Origin of the sequence: Puia sp. P3, from assembly GCF_050632245.1 — a bacterium.
Taxonomy (GTDB): Bacteria; Bacteroidota; Bacteroidia; order Chitinophagales; family Chitinophagaceae; genus Puia.
On the sequence record NZ_CP192583.1, the window covers coordinates 4,012,717 to 4,029,771 of the forward strand.

Below are 17,055 nucleotides of genomic sequence, written 5' to 3' on the forward strand. Positions count from 1 at the left end.
AGCCGAACAGACTGCTGGGCGCCGGCCCCCATAAAAAGAGTGGAAATCAGGACTAGACAGACAAGCTTTCGGAAACAGATCACCATGCGGAATATTAACCCGCAATAAAAGGAATATTCCCGAGATCGTACTATATCCTTTTGGCAATTCCCTCAGCTATTTTGGCATCTCCTTCCACCCGTTGGAATTTTTATTTATCTTACAACGCAGAACCAAAGCAACTGTCTTTGTCGCAGCAGGATACGACGCATAACGAACTTGCCCTGATTTCCTCCATCGCCGCAGGAGACCCCATGGCATTCGAACAGCTGTACCGCCTCTACAGCGGAAAAGTCTACAATTCGATAATGGTCTATATCAAAGACGAATCCGAAGCCGAAGAGCTCGTCCAGCAGGTCTTCGTCCGGCTCTGGGACCGCCGCTCCAACCTCACAGCAGTCCGGCAGTTCGACGACTATTTCTTCATCCTCATCCGCAATACCGTTTTCAACTACTTCGACCGCCACTCCAGACAGGCCCGGCAGGTCCACAGCCTTGAGACACAGTCCGACGAACTGGCCGACGACGACGCACCCGACCACCCGATCCAGGAAAAACAATACGAACAGCTGGTCCAAAAAGCCATCCACCTCCTGCCCGACCGCCAGCGACAGGTCTATCAGATGGTCAACGGCGAGGCGCTCGGCTACGACGACATCGCCCAACGCATGCAGATCTCCCGCCTTACCGCCAAGAAACATATGGAGCTGGCCCGAAAGGCGATCAGGGAATATATCAGCCGCCATTTAATTTTTTTATCCTCGCTTACGCCGCTGCGCTTTTATTGGGGTCTTTATAGGGTAACCCCCTTTTGAATGACGGAAAAATTCCAGGAACTACTAAGAAAAATGCGGGCGGCCTTCGACAGCGCCGACAAACATCCCTCGTGGAATACCGAAAAGGAAGACGCCGTATGGGAAAAGATCAGGGCGCAGACCGCCGGACCCGGACGTTCGCTCCGCTGGCTGCGCTGGACCGCAGCAGCAGCCATATTGATAATAGCCACCACAGTTTATTATAGGGCACAACATAACGATGCCCCGGCCGTTGCAAAAGCCAATCAACGCATTTCGCCCGGCGCCAACCGGGCCTACCTCGTACTCGCCACCGGCCAGCACATCGTGCTGGACGACGTAAAAAAGGCGCCGTCACCACACAGGGAGGCACCGACGTGGTCAAGCTGGACAGCGGCGTGCTCGCCTATCACCCAACCTCGCCCGACCCCGCCACCATGTATAACACCGTCGTCACGCCGCGCGGCGGCCAGTACCAGCTGATCCTCCCCGATGGCACAAAAGTCTGGCTCAACGCTTCCACCAGCCTTCGGTTCCCCACGGCATTCAGCGCCGGCAGACGGGAGGTCGAACTCACCGGAGAAGCATATTTCGAAGTACGACACCTTCCCGGCCGGCCCTTCACGGTACGAACGGCTCATCACACCATCGAAGACATCGGCACCGCCTTCAACATCAACGCCTACGACGACGAACCAGTCGCAAAGGTCACGCTGACGGAGGGCGAAGCCAGGGTCAACGGCCAGCGGTCGCTCACCCCTCCACCCCGGCCAGCAGGTACGCTGGCAGGCGGATGACCCCGAGACACTCGCGAAGGACGTGGACACAGAAGACGTGCTGGCCTGGAAGAACGGCCAGATCTCCTTTATGAATCCCGATTTCTCCTGCGTCATGCGACAGATCTCCCGATGGTACGACGTCGACATCCGCTATACAGGGGCCGTTCCAAAAGCCCGTTTCTTCGGCATAATCAGCCGCGGTGTTTATCTCTCGACCTTATTGGAATTCTTTGAGCACAACAATATCCATATCCGGCAGGACGGCCGGACATTGATCGTCGCTCCACAGTAAAAAACGATTGCTTAATCCAAAACCAGCCATTATGAAGTACGCTCTATCTCCACCATAACCTTTCCTACACAGGCGGACACAAAAAACCGGAAATGTCTTGTACACACTTCCGGCCATAAATTGGGTTCACCCTGCAAAACCGACATTCCTTTCAAAACGTGATCTCACACTAAAACCCAACTACACAAAAGTATGGAACTCCCTGTTCTGTGCCAAGGCCAATTGGAAAAAGGGACCTTGTGCCATTTGAAAAAAACGATGCTGATTATGAGGCTGACGGCTATTCTATTACTGGCCACTACATTACAAATATCCGCGCACGGCTACTCGCAGCAGCGCGTCACCCTGGTGTCAAAAGACATCAGCCTGGAAAAAGCCCTGCGATCGCTGCGCCAGCAAACCGGCTATTCCTTCCTCTGCAACCAGCAAATACTCGACCGGGTCGGACATATCCGCATCTCGATGAAGAACTCCACCCTGCAGGAAGCACTAACGGCCTGCCTCGACCACCTGCCCTTCGACTACTCCATCCGCGACGAAGAAAAAATCGTCTTCATCGAAGAGAAAAAAACGCCCGCCCCTCCCCGTGAGAGCCCCGGCCCCGGCGGCCCGCCCAAAGACGTTTTCGGTCGCGTCGTCAATGAGAAAGGCGACGGCATTGTCAATGCCTCCGTCATGCTGGCCAGCAGCAGCCGCGGCATCATCACCGACGAAAAAGGCTATTTCCGCATAAAGGCTACCGACAACGACACACTCGTATTCTCCTTCGTAGGCTACGAACCACAACGCCTCCGCGTCCCCCAAAAAAGCGACGTGATCGAGATCAACCTCAAACCCGTACAGGTGGCGATCTCAGAAGTCGTTGTCGTAGGCTATGGCAAACAAAAGAAAGCCAGCGTGGTCGGCGCCATCAGCACAGTAAAGGCCGAAGACCTGCAGATTCCCGGCAGTCAGCTGTCACAGGGCTTCGCCGGCCAGGTCGCAGGCATGGTCGCCGTACAGACCACCGGCGAACCGGGAAAGAACGCCGCCTCCTTCTGGATCCGCGGCGTGGCGACACCCGGAAATACCAACCCCCTCGTCTTCCTAGACGGCGTCGAAGATATCCATCGGCGACCTCAACAATATCGACCCTGTCAATATCGAGAATTTTTCGGTCCTTAAAGACGCCTCCGCCACCGCCCTCTACGGCGCACGCGGCGCCAACGGCGTCATACTCATCGCTACCAAAAGAGGCCGCAACCTCGCCAAACCCGTCATCACCACGATGGTAGAGAATTCCTTTGTCCAGCCGACCCAGCTGCCAAAATTCGCCGACGCCGTCACCTTTATGACCGACTACAACGAAGCCAAGTTCAACGACAATCCCAACCAGGCGCCGCAGTACACCCAGGACAAGATCAACGGTACCGCCAAACACCTTGACCCCATCGCCTATCCCGACGTCGACTGGTACAAGACGCTGTTCCGCAACTTCTCGCTCCGTCAGCACGCCAATGTCAACATCCGCGGAGGCAGCCGCAACGCGCGCTACTACATGGGCGTGTCCTACTACCGCGACGAAGGCATTTTGAAGAACCAGCCCAACAACGGTTTCAACAACAACATCAACGACCAGCGCTTCAATTTCATCAACAACCTGACCGTCGACGTGACAAAGACCACCGAAGCAGAACTAAGCATCAGCGCCGACTTCAACCCCTACACAGGTCCGTACACTTCCGCTTCCAGCGTCTTCGTGGAAGTGATGAACAGCAACCCGGTTCACTTCCCGGTGCTTTTCCCCGCACCCGACACGGCCGGCCACCTGTACTTTGGCAACGCCACCGGCGGTTTCTCCCAGGGCTTCCCCAACCCCTACGCCGACCTCGTAAAAGGCTACACCCAGACCTTCACCTCAACCGCACTTTCAACACTTAAGGTCAATCAAAAGCTGGACTTTTTCACAAAAGGTCTTTCCGCCAACCTGCTGGCTTCCTTTAAGAATTATACGTCAAGCACAATTCAGCGATATTATACACCCTACACCTATGTCCTCAATTCCTACAGCCTCGATCCCACCACCGGGAAATACAACTACAACATACAGCCCCACGACGCCAACGGACAAATGGCGCTCACACAAAAAGATGCCAATGACGGCAACCGGACCATCTATCTCCAGGGATTGATCAACTATGATCGCAACTTTGGTCCGCACGCGGTGACAGGCCTTGTCGTCTACCAGCAAAAAGAATATTCCCTCAATCAGGTGGGTACCGACATCGTCACCAATCTCCCGCACCGCAACCAGGGGTCAGCGGCCGCGTCACCTATGCCTACGATAGCCGCTATTTTGTCGAAGGTAACTTTGGATATACCGGCTCGGAGAATTTTGCTCCCGGCCATAAATACGGCTTCTTCCCGTCCGTCGGCATCGGCTATCTTATCTCCAACGAAGCATTCTTCGACCGCTTTCACAGCGTGATCACCAACCTCAAGTTCCGGGCTTCCAAAGGTCTGGCGGGTAACGACCAGATCTCCACCACCCGATTCCCCTATACCAGCGTGGTCAACATCAACAACGGGGGCAACTCCGGCAACGGATACACTTTCGGACAGAGCTTCAACAATACCCGCGGAGGCGTCCTCATCAGCCGCTACCCCAACCCCGCCATCACCTGGGAAAGATCCGACAAGACCAATATCGGCATGGACATCGAGCTCTGGCACCAGCTGACCCTGACCGTCGACGCCTTCAGGGAAGTACGGTCCAATATCTTCCAGCAACGCGTGGTCCCCTCCACCCTGGGCATCGGGTCTGCCGTCCCCTTCGCCAATATCGAAAAGGTAGAGAACAAAGGCATCGACCTGGCCATGGCCTATTCGTATCGCGTCAACAAGGACCTGCTCGTCACTGCCCGCGGGACCTTCACCTATGCCCGCAACAAGGTGCTATTCCTCGACGAACCCAAATACGCCTATCCCTACCTTTCAGCCATCGGACGACCACTCAACCGGCTGAAAGGCCTGATCGCCGAACACCTGTTCGCCGACTCGGCGGAAATCGCCAAGAGCCCCTCCCAGTACGGCACCGTCTTCCCGGGCGACATCAAATACAAAGACGTCTCCTCCGCCTACGACAAGAACTCGCTCATCGACGACAACGACAAGGTCCCGATGGGTCACCCAACCGTCCCCGAGATCACCTACGGCTTTGGCTTCAACATGGTCTACAAACACTGGGACCTCAAAACCTTCTTCCAGGGCATCGCCAACGTCTCCTTCTTTATGAACGGCTCCGTAGGCACCTCCTTTACCAGTACCAACAGCATCACCCCGTTCGGCACGCTGCAAAGCAACCTGCTGAAAGCCATCGCCGACAACCACGTGGTCTCAGAGCAACCGGAACCCCCACGCCTTTTTCCCGCGCCTGTCCGATCTGGCCGGCCCCAACGACTACCAGGGCTCGACCTCGGTGGCTGCGCAGCGGCGCCTTTCTGCGCCTGAAAAGCGCCGAGATCGGCTTTTCACCCAACGCCTTCACCCGCGTCTACCTCAACGGGTTCAACCTGCTGACCTTTACAAAATTCAAGCTGTGGGACCCCGAACTGTCTGCCAATGGCTCCAGCAATAACGGCCTTGACTACCCGCCACAACGGATCGTCAACATCGGTGTCCAGCTCACTTTAAAATAACGAAAGACATGAAAACAAAATATTTATCGCTCATATTCCTCCTCGCTACGGCCCTTGCTCCCTGCTGTAAAAAATACCTCAACGTGGTGCCGCCGGCAACGGCCACCCTCGAGAGCGCATTTACACAACTCCGGCGCGGCGCTGAACTTTTTCTATTCGCTGTACGACTATATTCCCCGCCTCGACAACGTAGGCGCCACTCCCGAATTAGAGACGACAGACGAGGTCTGCATCCCCAACTGGAACAACCACACCGCCAAAGGCTACGACCGCGGCCAGTTGAACTCCTCCTCCCCCTACTGGAACTACTGGGGCACCGCGGGCGGCAACCCCGGAGCCGGCATGTACGACGGCATCCGCCAGTGCTATACCTTTCTCGACAACATCGACAAAACACCCGATATAGCTCCCGCCGACCTGCAGCGCATGAAAGGCGAGGCCAGCTTTCCTGATCAGCTATTTCCATTTTGTGCTGCTCCGCGAATACGGCCCCGTCGTCACCATCCCCGACGCTGTCAACCTCGACGCCACAGGCAGCGCTTACTACCCCTCCCGCCAGCCCTATGACAGCTGCGTCCGCTTCATCGCGAACCTGATGGACAAAGCAGCAGCGATGCTGCCCGCCACCGTCTCCCCGACCGAACTGGGACGCGTCACCTCGGTCACCTGCAAGGCCATGAAAGCCCGGATGCTCCTGTACGCCGCCAGCCCGCTGTTCAACGGCAACACGGAATTCTACAGCAATTTCAAGAACAAGGACGGAAAGGCGCTGATAAACCTCACCTACGACGCCAACAAATGGAAACAGGCCGCGGACGCCAGCCTCGACGCCCTCAACTCGGCAGTGGCAGCCGGGGCCAAACTGTATACCAGCACCATCAACACGTCCGATCCCTTCCAGGCCGGCGTCAACAACTACCGGTATACGATGGTCGATCCATGGAACAGCGAGCTCCTCTGGGGATTTACCGACCCACAGACCAACTCCATCGACCTTTTCCACCTGACCACGCCAAGGATCCAGGGCAAGACCTACAACGGCGAGTGCCCGACCCTCTCCATGGTAGAGATCCTACTATACCAAAAACGGCCTGCCCATCGACGTCGACCCCTCCTTCGACTACACCAACCGCTATACCCTCAACGGCACGACCATCAAGCTGCACCAGAACAGGGAACCCCGATTCTACGCGTCCATCGGCTATGACCGCGGCAACTACGCAGTCAACAGCACCAATATCATGCTCCTGATGCGCAGTGGCGAGACCCACGGCTGGTCCCCTCACAGAGCGACTTCAGCCCGGGCGGATACCTCCAGCAGAAAGGCGTGCACCCCGCTTCGGTCCTCACCACATCCGCACAGACACCCGTGAAATACCCCGGCCCATCTTCCGCCTGGGCGAACTCTATCTCGACTACGCGGAAGCGCTCACACGAATACGCCCCCGACCAGCAGTCCACCGTCATCCAGTACCTCGACGCCATCCGCACCCGCTCGGGCATACCCGGCGTCCTCGGCCTCCTGGGCCCTGGTCGGCAAAAGCAGTTTTACGCAGGATGAAATGCGCACCCTCATCCGCCGTGAAAGGATGATCGAGCTGGCATTCGAAGGCCATCGCTTCTGGGACGTCCGTCGCTGGAAACTGGGAGCCCAGCTGTTCAACCAGCCGATCTATGGCATGAACATCAAGGGGACGACAGCCACCGACTTTTATCAGCCGACCCTCATCGAAAACCGCATCTTTAATACCCCATCCTATTACCTGATGCCCATCAGCGTCTCTGACTCTGGGCATCAATGCCAACCTGGTGCAAAACCCGGGGTGGTAGATATTCTTTCTATTCAACAATTTTGGCATTTTAAATAACCCTCTCTGAATTCTATTATTTTTAGACACAAAATCGATTGTCATGCTGATAAGACGACTACTACCAGTACTCTTCCTTGCACTAACCTTCCAATCCTACGCCCAGACCGACACCACCGCCGTTATCCTGACCCCGGATCCCGGCCCCGCGCCGCGCATCAACGGACCAAAGGTCTTCGGCGTAAGACCGGGGCACCCCATCATCTTTACCATCCCCGTCACCGGGACAAGACCCCTGCAGTTCTCGGCCGACCGGCTGCCAAAAGGCGTTGAGCTCGACAAGACCACCGGCCGCCTCACCGGCTCCGTCACCAAAGCAGGAGAATATACCATCCAGCTCCACGTCACCAATTCCGCGGGACGGGCCGACCGCGCCTTCCGCCTCGTCGTAGGCGAAAAGATCGCACTCACCCCCCCAATGGGCTGGAACAGCTGGAACATCTACGCCACAAAGATCTCCCGGGCGCTGGTCCAGGCGAATGCGCGAGCCATGGTCTCCAGCGGCCTCATCGACCACGGCTGGTCCTATATGAATATCGACGACTGCTGGCAGGGTGCCCGCGGCGGAGCCAACCACGCCATCCTCCCCGACTCCGCCATCTTTCCCGACATGCAGGCCCTCTGCAACGAAGTACACGGGATGGGCCTGAAGATCGGCATCTACTCCACGCCATGGGTGGAATCCTATGGACACCATATCGGCGGCTCGGCCATGAACGCCGACGGACAATTCGAAAAGACAAAGGAAAATATCCCCCGCAACAAAAAACAGCTGCCCTACGCCATCGGCACCTACTCTTTCCTGAGCAATGACGTGAAACAATTTACCACCTGGGGATTCGACTATTTGAAATACGACTGGAACCCGATAGAAGTGCCGGAAACAAAAGCGATGTATGAAGCGCTCCGCAACAGCGGCCGCGACGTGATCCTGAGCCTCTCCAACAGCGCCCCCTTCGCCGGAGCGGCCGACTGGGCCGTCTGGTCCAACGCATGGCGTACCGGAGGCGATATCCGTGACAACTGGAACAGTCTCAAAAGCCGGCTCTTTACACAAGATAAATGGGCGCCCTTCGGCGGCCCCGGCCACTGGAACGACCCCGATATGATGATCGTCGGCTACGTAGGCTGGGGCAAAGGCCCTAGACCCACCATGCTGACTCCCGATGAACAATATACGCATGTCAGCGCCTGGTGCCTGATGTCCGTCCCCCTTTTGCTGGGCAACGACCTGACCCGGCTGGACAAGTTCACGACCAGCCTGCTGTCCAACGACGAGGTACTCGCGCTCAACCAGGACCCGCTCGGCCGCCAGGCTACCGTTATCTCGCGCCAGGGGAAGCCGGCGTCATGGCGAAAGACCTCGAAGACGGGACAAAGGCCGCAGGCCTCTTTAACCCCGGCGACAGCCTCGCCACCCAAAAAGTGACGCTACGCTGGTCCGACCTCGGCATCAAAGGGAAATACATCGTCCGCGACCTCTGGCGCCAGAAAGACCTCGGCACCTTCGAAGGCGAATTCTCCGCCGACGTCCGCCGTCACGGCGTAGTGCTGATCACGCTCCGCACCGCTGGCAGTCCTTCCGCGGCAACCGAAAGAACTAAGTCCCCCGAAGTGGGCAAAGACTGAACGATCACCTGGCAGCGGCCGTTGAACAAATGCCGCTGCCATCCCCCACCCTCGAATTTGTCGGGCTCGTGGCTGCTGGGATCGCCATTGCCGACTCCAATGATCCTGCCTCCGCTCGCAGAAAAGTGTAACAATCCATTCGCATCCGGAACTTCCCGTCCCTGCTTGTCCACCACCGAGATATTAAACACGGCGGCATCCTTGCCATCCCCATTCACTGAAGTCCGCGAAGGACTGATCACCACCCGCGCCGGCTCACCCGTCGTCTCTACCGCCGCCGTCAGCTTCTTCCCTTTCTTATAAGCGACTGCTTCCAATTTACCGGGAGCATACGCCACCATCCACTCCAGATGACCATTGCGCGGCATATCCTTCCTGCCGAGAGAGCGACCATTCAGGAACAGCTCCACATTGTCGCCGTTCGTATTGACCCACACCGGAATTTGCTTCCCCTCTTTGCCCTTCCAGTTCCAGTGCGGCGCAATATGCAGCACGTCCTTATCCGTCCACCACGACTGATAATAGTAATAGACCGTCTTCGGGAACCCGCACATATCCATGATGCCGAAATGCGAATTGATATCGGGCCAGCGATACGGCGTCGGCTCACCCCGGTAGTCGAAACCCGTCCACGCAAAGCCCCCCATCATCCACTCCCTGCTGGCAGCGATCGTCCACCACTGCTCCGCCGTACTGGCCCATGGAGGATATACGCTGTCATAATCCGGCACATAGGCATTGACGGTATCCGTTTCATAGATCCCCCGCGTGCTGACCGTACTGGCGACCTCCGTCCCGATGATCGGCTGGTCCGGATGTTCTTTGCGGTATGGATCGAGTCCCTTCAGATTGTAATTGAATCCCCGCACCGGGATCACCTCGTTGACGCCGCGAAAGACATTCCCCACATTGGCGGCATAGGTAGAGGTCCTGGTCGGGTCCAGCTGCTGCTGCCGCTGTATCTGGTGCTGCGCGATCTGCTTGCCCGTAATGGATTGCTGGATCACCCACTCCTCATTACCGATGCTCCACATAAACACGCTGGCATGGTTCCGGTCCCGCAGGATCTGCCACTCGAGATCCGCCCCATACTCGGCGCCGCTGTTCAGCAGCCTCGTCTCATCGAGGACCAACATCCCCAGACTGTCGCAGGCATCCAGCAGCTCTGGCGTCGGCGGATTATGACTCGTACGATAGGCATTCACGCCCATCTCTTTTAACAGCCCTATCCGATAGTACTGAAGATAGTCCGGCAGCGCACTCCCCACACCCGCATGATCCTGATGACAGCAGACGCCCTGCACCTTGACAGGCTTCCCATTCAGAAAAAGCCCCCGGTCCTTGTCGATCGTGATCGTTCTGATGCCAAATCGGACCGTCTGACTGTCTACCACCTGCCCGCCAGACCGCACAACCACAACGGCACGGTACAGATACGGCGACTCGGGCGACCACAATTTCGGCTGCTGGATCACAAGCGAAGCCCCCGAGGCCACCCGCTTCCCCTCCCTGTCGGTAATATAGCTCTCGACACTCGCATCGGGCGCGCCCGGATGATAGTTGTCGACCTTCGTTTCCACGCTAACCGCAGCCTGATCCCCCTTCACCTCACTGTGCACAAACACCCCACCCAGCAGCGCCAGGTGCGTATTGTTCACGATATTCATCCACGCATGCCGGTAGATCCCGGCCCCCTCATAAAACCATCCCTCGTACTGGCTCGCATCGACCCTCACCACGACGGTGTTCCTCCCACCCCAGTGCAGGAAGTCGGTAATATCATAGGACGAACCGCTATAGCCGCTGAAATGTGCGCCGATATAACAGTTGTTGACCCATACCTTGCTGTCCCGGAATACGCCGTCGAACTGTAGGACGACCCGCTTTCCAGAATCGGCACGAGCGACCGCAAACGATTTGCGATACCATCCAATGGAATTCTCGGGGAACAGTGCGCCCACGGCATGGTACCCGTGCGCGTCGACATCATTGTTGGCCACCTGCTGAAAAGGAAGCCCCACCACCCAGTCATGCGGCAACTGTACAGCCTCCCAGGACCGGTCGTCGAAATCTGCCCGAATACAGGTATTGGCGGCGTCCCCTGTCTTGGCGAAAATATTCCCGATGCCGTAGTTGAAATCCCGGTGCGGGTCGGCCGCATTGCCGAGGTGGAATTTCCAGTCACTGTCAAAATTGAGACGCTGATGCACAGGCTGGCCCATGGCTGCTGCATACCAGCAACCGATAACGAATACTAAAAAGCTTTCTTCATGTATTGGAGATTTTCACGACGTATTGTAGGTAAAGAAACACTCCTTCACCGCATAACCCGGGTCGGGGTCGACGGTTAGCTTCGGCAGCAGGAATTCCCGCCCCGGCTGACTTTCTCAACCAGCTGCAGGATCAGCGACTCCCAGGCAGGCCCATACGACTGCGCCCGCAGTGCAAGACAACAGAGCACCGCGGCAGTCACAGCAAAACTCTTCTTCATCTCCTAGAACTTGATCGTAGCAGGCAGATACTTCGCCACCAGGCTCTCATAATAAGGCCTCAGCTCAGTCCAGTTGGGAGGCGTCGGGTTTTTGGAATAAAGATCGTAAGGATTGAACAGGTTCACCCACTTGAACATTTCACGATCGTGATCATCCATCAGATGGTCATACGCGTGCTCCCGGTGCGCCGCATAAAAGGAGTGATAACGCAGCATGTGCCAACGCCGGTTCCGGCAGATAGTCCTTCAGCATATGGTAGACATACTCGTCATGCCCCCACGACATATGTACATTGCGAAGACCGCAGCCGGCCGAATAGACACCGTTCGGCGTCTGATAACGGGCGTCACTGTAGTCGGGGTTATTTTTGAAGAATTCGGGATAAACGATCTTGTCGGAATATGCACAACCTACCGGGAAAGTATCGCCGACGACGGCCCACTGCGGCTCCCCGAAAAGACAAAGCGTCTTGCCCATATCGTGGAACAGACCGGCCAGCACCATCCAGTCCGGGTGACCATCGGCGCGAATCGCCTCCGAAGTCTGCAGCAGATGCTGAAACTGATCCAGATCGGTATCCGGGTCGGAATCGTCCACCAGCTCGTTCAGAAAATTGAACGCATCCCATACCGACATTTCCTTCTTGTCGAACTTCAGGTATTCAGCCCTCTTCTCCATTACAAAGTCATAGGTCTGATAGGTATGATTGAGGCGATAGAACTCGCGGACGGTGTCCCTGCCCGGAGTCTCATAATTGCGATATTCTTCGGTTGATTTTTCCTTTGCAATAGTCTCGGGGTCCGGATAACGTTCCAGAAGATCGTCCTCCCAAACATCCAGTGAAGACAAGGGATTCATCTCTGACGGCGACAGCGGCTGTGTAGGTTTTTCTTGCATCGTTAGTATATTAAAGATTTAAATTACATAAAAGCTTCCAGCTAAAAAACAGCCGGGTTTAGCACCGGCAACTCCGTCTGCGGGTCTCATCCCCAGCCACTTGCGGACCTTACCACTACCGGCCCGGCCGCCCCTAATTCTCCGCCCCATGATGCCTTAGCAGATCCCCGATCATGGCCTTCTTCGCGACGGGCAAATTCTGCCTGTCCAGCCAGCCGAGCGTCCCCGGCTCGATCCTGGCTCCCGCGCTCACCAGTGTCTCGATTACCATCACGTCGTCCGTGTCCTCCGGCCACCGGTTCACCTCATTCCCGTTGACCATCGCCCAGAAAGCCGAACCCAGAGCAGTTCCTCCAAATCGGTTGACCGTCTCCAGCGAGACATTCCGGCCGATCAGCAGCCTGATCGTATCCAGATGCCCCCCGATCGCGGCCCAGTGAACCCCATTCATGCCGTCCACCGGCTTCCCCGGATCGCCGCCCCTGTCGATCAGGAACTCGGCGACGGCCGTCTGCCCGTACGCACAGGCCCAGATGAGCCCCAGCTCCATCTCCTGCAGATTATCCGGATCTTTCAGACTCCCGTTGTCGCTAAAATAGCCTCTCACGATGTCCAGCCGCCCGACCCCCGCCGCCTCTTCCAGCCCCAGCTTCGCGCCGCGACGGGCAAGATAGTCCGCCGCCTCCGGCCGACCGTTGTACAGACAGCCCTTGACCACGCTATGGCCGTTACCCGCCGTTCCCTGCGCGTCCAGAGTAGCACCAGCGTCGAGCAGTGCACTCAACAAAGGTACCATCACGCCCGCCCGCACCGGATGTATGCTGGTCGCCACCAGTCCCAGCGTCGTCGAGCCGCCGCCATACATATCCGCACAGGCATCGACAACGGCCCCCGCATCCAGGAGTAACCTTAGCAGATCGGCCATATTCGGCGGGTACTGCCCACGATAATATTCTACGCCGTTCGCGCCGATATAGTGTAACAACGTCGCGTGATGCCTCCGCATCGAACGCATCTTCGTCAAACCCGGATTCTCCCGAAGTAAGGACTCCAGCCGCGCCGCATCACCCGTGAAGATCGCCTCCACCGCCGACTCGAACTGAAAGACCGGCGACTCTTTCTGCGTCACTTCCATTACCCACTCCACCATATGCATCCAGGTCTCGAAATAATACCAGTCCGCCATCGCCAGCTGGATATCGGCCGGCGTCACCGTCATATACGGACAATCTTCCTCCACCCATTTTCGAAGACGCGGATGATGCTCGCGGACAAACTCCACGACTGCTGCATCTTTCATTAAATAGGCTTCATAAAATCGGGCGGCCTGCCGCCTGTATAGTTCAACTCCGGCGCTGATGGGTAATAGGCTGATCTCCATAATGCCAAGTTACGAAATGTAGGGCGCAAATGCCGAACATAAAAAGCAGGATCACCGGCAGCACCTGATAGCGCAGCACCGTCGGTGACGCAAAAATGCAGAAGGCGGCATTGGCCAGCAGATAGGCTGCCGCGAGTCGATAACAAAGTACGAATTCCGGGAACTGCCGCCTCATCCCCCGCACCGGCAGCAACAGCAGCGCCGACAAAAGAAATCCGATGTTAAGAAAGATATACAGCACCGGTATCCACGCCAGCAGCCGCCCCTGCAGCTTCGAACTAACGACCTTCAGTCTGGTGTTCTTATAGCCGAACCATTTCACGGCCACGGAGTCCACATCCGTCCTGCCCTCGTTGTAGACGGCATAGACGTCCAGCGGCGTATTGAAATAGGTCTTCGCGCTCGGCCACAGATAATACCGCCCGAACGCCAGCGGATGCTCCCGCACGAGATGATAGCCGTACTCGGTAAATACGATCGCCACCCTGTTCCACACGATAAAATACGGCGCCGGATGCTGACGCCGATAGCCATCCATATACCGGTGCAACGGCAATCCCCTTTCCCACATATACGCAGTCGTCGCCCGCGACCCGCCTGCTAACACCGACGGACCAGCGCTGTCGAAATATCTCCCCACATAACCCGCAAGCACCCGGCTCTCCTCCGACGGAAGCCCCTCCGAATCGACCGGTATATGCGGATATAAATGCAGGGCGTTGCTGGCGATCTGCCAGCCGCTGAAGGCCGAAAAGATCGCAGCCCCCGTCTCGCGCTTCGTAATGGATTTGATCCAGCTGATGAAAACCACCACCACCGCGACGCTCGTCGCCACACCTACCAGCCTGAAGACGACGCCCCTCCTCATCAGAAAGAACGCAATGGCCGCCACCGCCGGATAGTATAGCGCGACATAACGGATATTGAATATCATCACCAGCAATACCAGTTGCACAAAAAGCCCGCTCCACTCCGGCCGGAGGATCAGCCCCATCAGCACATTCAGCCACAAAAAGACTCAGGGCAATGAACAGCGCATCACTGCTGACATAGTTGCACGTATAGGGCATCACCGGGTTCAATACAAGAAATAACAGGATGACCGATTGCGCCCACAACGAAAGCCGCGCGACCCTCCTTAACCGCATATACAAAACCAGACTCGCCGCCTGCACCATCCCGTATTGCAGCGTCACCAGAAGCGTATCGCTGGCCGACACCGCATGCACCAGCCGGAGAAAGATCGAATACCCGATAGGCCGGTACCCGATCGCGTCCCGGGACGCCGCGGCGTCGATATAGCTGTATGAATCGGTAAAATAGTCGGCGTAGGGATAAAATAGTTTGAAGACGACCCAGACGACAACCATTGCGACGCCTGTCATCCACAGCTGACGGGAAGTGTTGGCCGGAAACCACCAGGATAGGTTCATGTCTCAAAATTACTCCCTTTAACGAAGTTTTGGCTTTTCATTCATATTATCCCTACCGGCGCTGGCGTTTGATATACTCTCACTCTCCCAATCTCCCATGACGAGCCTTCTATAAAACAACTTTTATATGTCTACCACCACCGGCCGGAAAGGTTCTTTTCTGCTCGTGACCTTTCTGTTGCTGATCGCAATTTTATTGGAGCAATTTTGGCTTTCGCACTTTATCCCGGCATGGCTGGGCGAGTCCGGCCGCGTCCAACCCATGATCGTTTTTCTGGACATCCCCCTGCGCCCCCCGTGATCGACTGGATCCCCGTAGGCGCCCTCTTTATTATCCTGTATCTGGTGGCCGTCAGCCACGAAATTCCCCGCCCTCACCGCGGAACCATCCTCTGGAACAAGGGCTGGGCCCTCTTTGCAGGCTGGTGGATCCTGCTCCTCTGCATAGCGGCGGCCGGCGGACTATACTATATTATCGAAGACCAGCTGCCCCGTCAGGTTCGCAGCGGCATAGACTCTTTCGGCTTCCGGGCTGATATCGCCATCCCCTTCCGCGAAGACCAGATACACCTCCACGGCGGGATGATCATGCTGGTCGCCCTGCTCATCGGAGGAAGAGCCTTTCTCCTCTGCGCGCGTCTGCCAAAACCCGCACAGATCCCCGTCGACACATCCATACCAGAGACCATATCCTCAAAACAGCCGGCCGAATCCTTAAAACAAACAGTAAGGAGGACCGCGCAGGAGCCTGCACCCGCGCCTGCACCCGCAACGGTGCGGCCCTGCGTAGTCACTGGTATCGTCGAACCCCGGTCATCCTAATTCTCTATCTCTACCACTTCGTATGCCGCCTGTCCGTTGCTATCCTGTATCGGCTGATAGTAGTCACTATTGTATTGCAGATACGTTACCCCATCCGCATTCACCGTAGTCGCGCCATCCGGCAAATTATAGACGATAGCGCCAGGCGGCGCCTTCACCGCCTGATAACCGTTATCCGCCTGCACAAAGAACTGGCCTCCATAGTAGTAATAAGTGTCCTCCCCCACCTGCAGCGACACCGCATCCTGCGGCAGCGAAGGCACCACAGCCCCCGATGGCGGGGCCACCACCTTATACCCTCCATCCACCGGTTCATAGAACACACCCGCGTCATACCGGTAGTCGACATCGTTCAACGCCACCACCACCGCGCCCGCAGACACAGCCGCGATAAAAAAGCCTAACGGATGCCAGGGCCGGCCCGTAAACATACGGCCGGTAAGGATGATAATAGTACCCGTGATAGGTATAGTAGTTTCGACCATCCCAACGATGCGGCGGCCTCGTATACGGCGCACGCCCCGAAGACCACCCCTGCGGCCGGTGACTCGCTCGCGGATTTCCTCCCGCGGGCGGCCCCCCCACCAGGAGGCCGCGTATTCCCCACAGGCGGATTCCCGCCCGGAGGCCGCGTAACAGGCGGTGTCCCATTCCCCGGCGGCCGGTTATCCGGAGCTCTTACCTCTCCCGGAGGCCGCGTGACCGGCGGTCTCCCATTCCCCGGCGGCCGGCTATCCGGAGGTTTCACCTCTCCCGGTGGCCGCCCATTCTCCGGTGGCCTCGTCATAGGCCTCGCGGGCTGAACCGGCCTGTTTGGCTGCGCTGTCCTCGGCGGCGGAGCCGGGCGCCGCGGCATCGGATGCTGCGCAGGAGTCGTCCGCGGAGGCGGGGGAGGCGGGGGCGGATTCCTCCTCTCCTGCGCCACCACCCCCATACAACCAAACAACACCAA

The 17,055-nt window shown here is 57.2% G+C and carries 25 protein-coding genes and 1 pseudogene; 17 read left to right on the forward strand and 9 right to left on the reverse strand.

Translation table 11 applies throughout. The features are described 5' to 3' along the window. The first annotated feature begins 227 nt into the window (after nt 1–227). The 14 genes and pseudogenes from ACQ86N_RS24825 to ACQ86N_RS24890 all read left to right on the forward strand — a co-directional run bounded on the left by ACQ86N_RS24825 (nt 228) and on the right by ACQ86N_RS24890 (nt 9,078). On the forward strand, nt 228–854 hold the full coding sequence (locus ACQ86N_RS24825; RefSeq protein WP_431209387.1) for an RNA polymerase sigma factor: 627 nt from the start codon (nt 228–230) through the stop codon (nt 852–854). Continuing rightward, a complete protein-coding gene (locus ACQ86N_RS24830; RefSeq protein WP_431209388.1) occupies nt 855–1,316 on the forward strand; it encodes a hypothetical protein in 462 nt (153 codons plus the stop codon). Next, complete coding sequence (locus tag ACQ86N_RS24835) at nt 1,271–1,630, forward strand: FecR family protein (protein WP_431209389.1); 360 nt, start codon at nt 1,271–1,273, stop codon at nt 1,628–1,630. Before ACQ86N_RS24830 ends, ACQ86N_RS24835 begins: the two co-directional genes overlap by 46 nt. Nucleotides 1,631–1,652: 22 nt before the next feature. Continuing rightward, nucleotides 1,653–1,904, forward strand: coding sequence for a FecR domain-containing protein (locus ACQ86N_RS24840; protein ID WP_431209390.1), 252 nt, complete (start codon nt 1,653–1,655; stop codon nt 1,902–1,904). 258 nt (nt 1,905–2,162) lie between these two features. After that, a complete protein-coding gene (locus ACQ86N_RS24845; protein ID WP_431209391.1) occupies nt 2,163–3,068 on the forward strand; it encodes a carboxypeptidase-like regulatory domain-containing protein in 906 nt (301 codons plus the stop codon). Then, nucleotides 3,046–3,093, forward strand: a pseudogene (locus ACQ86N_RS24850) (hypothetical protein); the annotation flags it as partial. The gene ACQ86N_RS24845 and the pseudogene ACQ86N_RS24850, both read left to right, overlap by 23 nt. 1,046 nt (nt 3,094–4,139) lie before the next feature. Then, nucleotides 4,140–5,393, forward strand: a complete 1,254-nt coding sequence (locus ACQ86N_RS24855) for a TonB-dependent receptor domain-containing protein (protein ID WP_431217587.1) — start codon at nt 4,140–4,142, stop codon at nt 5,391–5,393. 242 nt (nt 5,394–5,635) lie between these two features. Continuing rightward, nucleotides 5,636–6,148, forward strand: a complete 513-nt coding sequence (locus ACQ86N_RS24860) for a hypothetical protein (RefSeq protein ID WP_431209392.1) — start codon at nt 5,636–5,638, stop codon at nt 6,146–6,148. After that, nucleotides 6,051–6,788 carry a hypothetical protein gene (locus ACQ86N_RS24865; RefSeq protein ID WP_431209393.1) on the forward strand — a complete coding sequence of 246 codons (738 nt, stop codon included), beginning with the start codon at nt 6,051–6,053 and terminating at the stop codon, nt 6,786–6,788. The genes ACQ86N_RS24860 and ACQ86N_RS24865 overlap by 98 nt, the downstream gene beginning before the upstream one ends. Beyond that, a complete protein-coding gene (locus tag ACQ86N_RS24870; protein WP_431217588.1) occupies nt 6,679–6,954 on the forward strand; it encodes a hypothetical protein in 276 nt (91 codons plus the stop codon). Before ACQ86N_RS24865 ends, ACQ86N_RS24870 begins: the two co-directional genes overlap by 110 nt. Further along, nucleotides 6,909–7,142 (forward strand): hypothetical protein, encoded by a 234-nt coding sequence (locus tag ACQ86N_RS24875; protein ID WP_431209394.1) that lies wholly within the window; start codon nt 6,909–6,911, stop codon nt 7,140–7,142. The genes ACQ86N_RS24870 and ACQ86N_RS24875 overlap by 46 nt, the downstream gene beginning before the upstream one ends. Nucleotide 7,143: 1 nt before the next feature. Beyond that, entirely contained in the window at nt 7,144–7,449 is a 306-nt protein-coding gene (locus tag ACQ86N_RS24880) for a RagB/SusD family nutrient uptake outer membrane protein (RefSeq protein ID WP_431209395.1), read from the forward strand. A gap of 43 nt (nt 7,450–7,492) precedes the next feature. Further along, nucleotides 7,493–8,878, forward strand: a complete 1,386-nt coding sequence (locus ACQ86N_RS24885; RefSeq protein ID WP_431209396.1) for a putative Ig domain-containing protein — start codon at nt 7,493–7,495, stop codon at nt 8,876–8,878. Beyond that, entirely contained in the window at nt 8,800–9,078 is a 279-nt protein-coding gene (locus ACQ86N_RS24890; RefSeq protein WP_431209397.1) for a hypothetical protein, read from the forward strand. The genes ACQ86N_RS24885 and ACQ86N_RS24890 overlap by 79 nt, the downstream gene beginning before the upstream one ends. Here the strand turns inward: ACQ86N_RS24890 and galA are convergent. The 6 genes from galA to ACQ86N_RS24920 form a co-directional block, all read right to left on the reverse strand. Then, a complete protein-coding gene (galA, locus tag ACQ86N_RS24895) occupies nt 8,988–11,300 on the reverse strand; it encodes a beta-galactosidase GalA (protein ID WP_431209398.1) in 2,313 nt (770 codons plus the stop codon). The two genes, ACQ86N_RS24890 and galA, sit on opposite strands and share 91 nt — an antisense overlap. 125 nt (nt 11,301–11,425) lie before the next feature. Beyond that, nucleotides 11,426–11,569: a hypothetical protein gene (locus ACQ86N_RS24900; RefSeq protein WP_431209399.1), complete on the reverse strand. Its 144-nt coding sequence runs from the start codon at nt 11,567–11,569 to the stop codon at nt 11,426–11,428. A 3-nt stretch (nt 11,570–11,572) separates the two neighbouring features. Next, nucleotides 11,573–11,785 (reverse strand): inositol oxygenase family protein, encoded by a 213-nt coding sequence (locus tag ACQ86N_RS24905; protein WP_431209400.1) that lies wholly within the window; start codon nt 11,783–11,785, stop codon nt 11,573–11,575. Continuing rightward, nucleotides 11,736–12,467 (reverse strand): inositol oxygenase family protein, encoded by a 732-nt coding sequence (locus ACQ86N_RS24910; RefSeq protein ID WP_431209401.1) that lies wholly within the window; start codon nt 12,465–12,467, stop codon nt 11,736–11,738. The genes ACQ86N_RS24905 and ACQ86N_RS24910 overlap by 50 nt, the downstream gene beginning before the upstream one ends. A 133-nt stretch (nt 12,468–12,600) precedes the next feature. Then, nucleotides 12,601–13,848: an ankyrin repeat domain-containing protein gene (locus ACQ86N_RS24915; RefSeq protein ID WP_431209402.1), complete on the reverse strand. Its 1,248-nt coding sequence runs from the start codon at nt 13,846–13,848 to the stop codon at nt 12,601–12,603. Further along, the gene (locus ACQ86N_RS24920; RefSeq protein WP_431209403.1) at nt 13,811–14,860 is read right to left on the reverse strand and encodes a hypothetical protein; all 1,050 of its coding nucleotides are present in this window, start codon (nt 14,858–14,860) and stop codon (nt 13,811–13,813) included. Before ACQ86N_RS24920 ends, ACQ86N_RS24915 begins: the two co-directional genes overlap by 38 nt. A gap of 86 nt (nt 14,861–14,946) precedes the next feature. Between ACQ86N_RS24920 and ACQ86N_RS24925 the strand changes: the two genes are divergently transcribed. From ACQ86N_RS24925 to ACQ86N_RS24935, 3 genes are all read left to right on the forward strand, one after another. After that, nucleotides 14,947–15,150, forward strand: coding sequence for a hypothetical protein (locus ACQ86N_RS24925; protein WP_431209404.1), 204 nt, complete (start codon nt 14,947–14,949; stop codon nt 15,148–15,150). Between the two features lie 258 nt (nt 15,151–15,408). Continuing rightward, on the forward strand, nt 15,409–15,582 hold the full coding sequence (locus ACQ86N_RS24930) for a hypothetical protein (RefSeq protein ID WP_431209405.1): 174 nt from the start codon (nt 15,409–15,411) through the stop codon (nt 15,580–15,582). After that, nucleotides 15,579–16,103, forward strand: a complete 525-nt coding sequence (locus ACQ86N_RS24935) for a hypothetical protein (RefSeq protein ID WP_431209406.1) — start codon at nt 15,579–15,581, stop codon at nt 16,101–16,103. The genes ACQ86N_RS24930 and ACQ86N_RS24935 overlap by 4 nt, the downstream gene beginning before the upstream one ends. Here ACQ86N_RS24935 and ACQ86N_RS24940 read toward each other — a convergent pair. The 3 genes from ACQ86N_RS24940 to ACQ86N_RS24950 all read right to left on the reverse strand — a co-directional run bounded on the left by ACQ86N_RS24940 (nt 16,100) and on the right by ACQ86N_RS24950 (nt 17,041). Then, nucleotides 16,100–16,534 carry a DUF6515 family protein gene (locus ACQ86N_RS24940; protein WP_431209407.1) on the reverse strand — a complete coding sequence of 145 codons (435 nt, stop codon included), beginning with the start codon at nt 16,532–16,534 and terminating at the stop codon, nt 16,100–16,102. The genes ACQ86N_RS24935 and ACQ86N_RS24940 overlap by 4 nt on opposite strands. After that, nucleotides 16,434–16,754 (reverse strand): DUF6515 family protein, encoded by a 321-nt coding sequence (locus tag ACQ86N_RS24945; RefSeq protein WP_431209408.1) that lies wholly within the window; start codon nt 16,752–16,754, stop codon nt 16,434–16,436. The genes ACQ86N_RS24940 and ACQ86N_RS24945 overlap by 101 nt, the downstream gene beginning before the upstream one ends. Before the next feature lie 80 nt (nt 16,755–16,834). Further along, nucleotides 16,835–17,041 (reverse strand): hypothetical protein, encoded by a 207-nt coding sequence (locus ACQ86N_RS24950; protein ID WP_431209409.1) that lies wholly within the window; start codon nt 17,039–17,041, stop codon nt 16,835–16,837. Nucleotides 17,042–17,055: the final 14 nt, after the last annotated feature.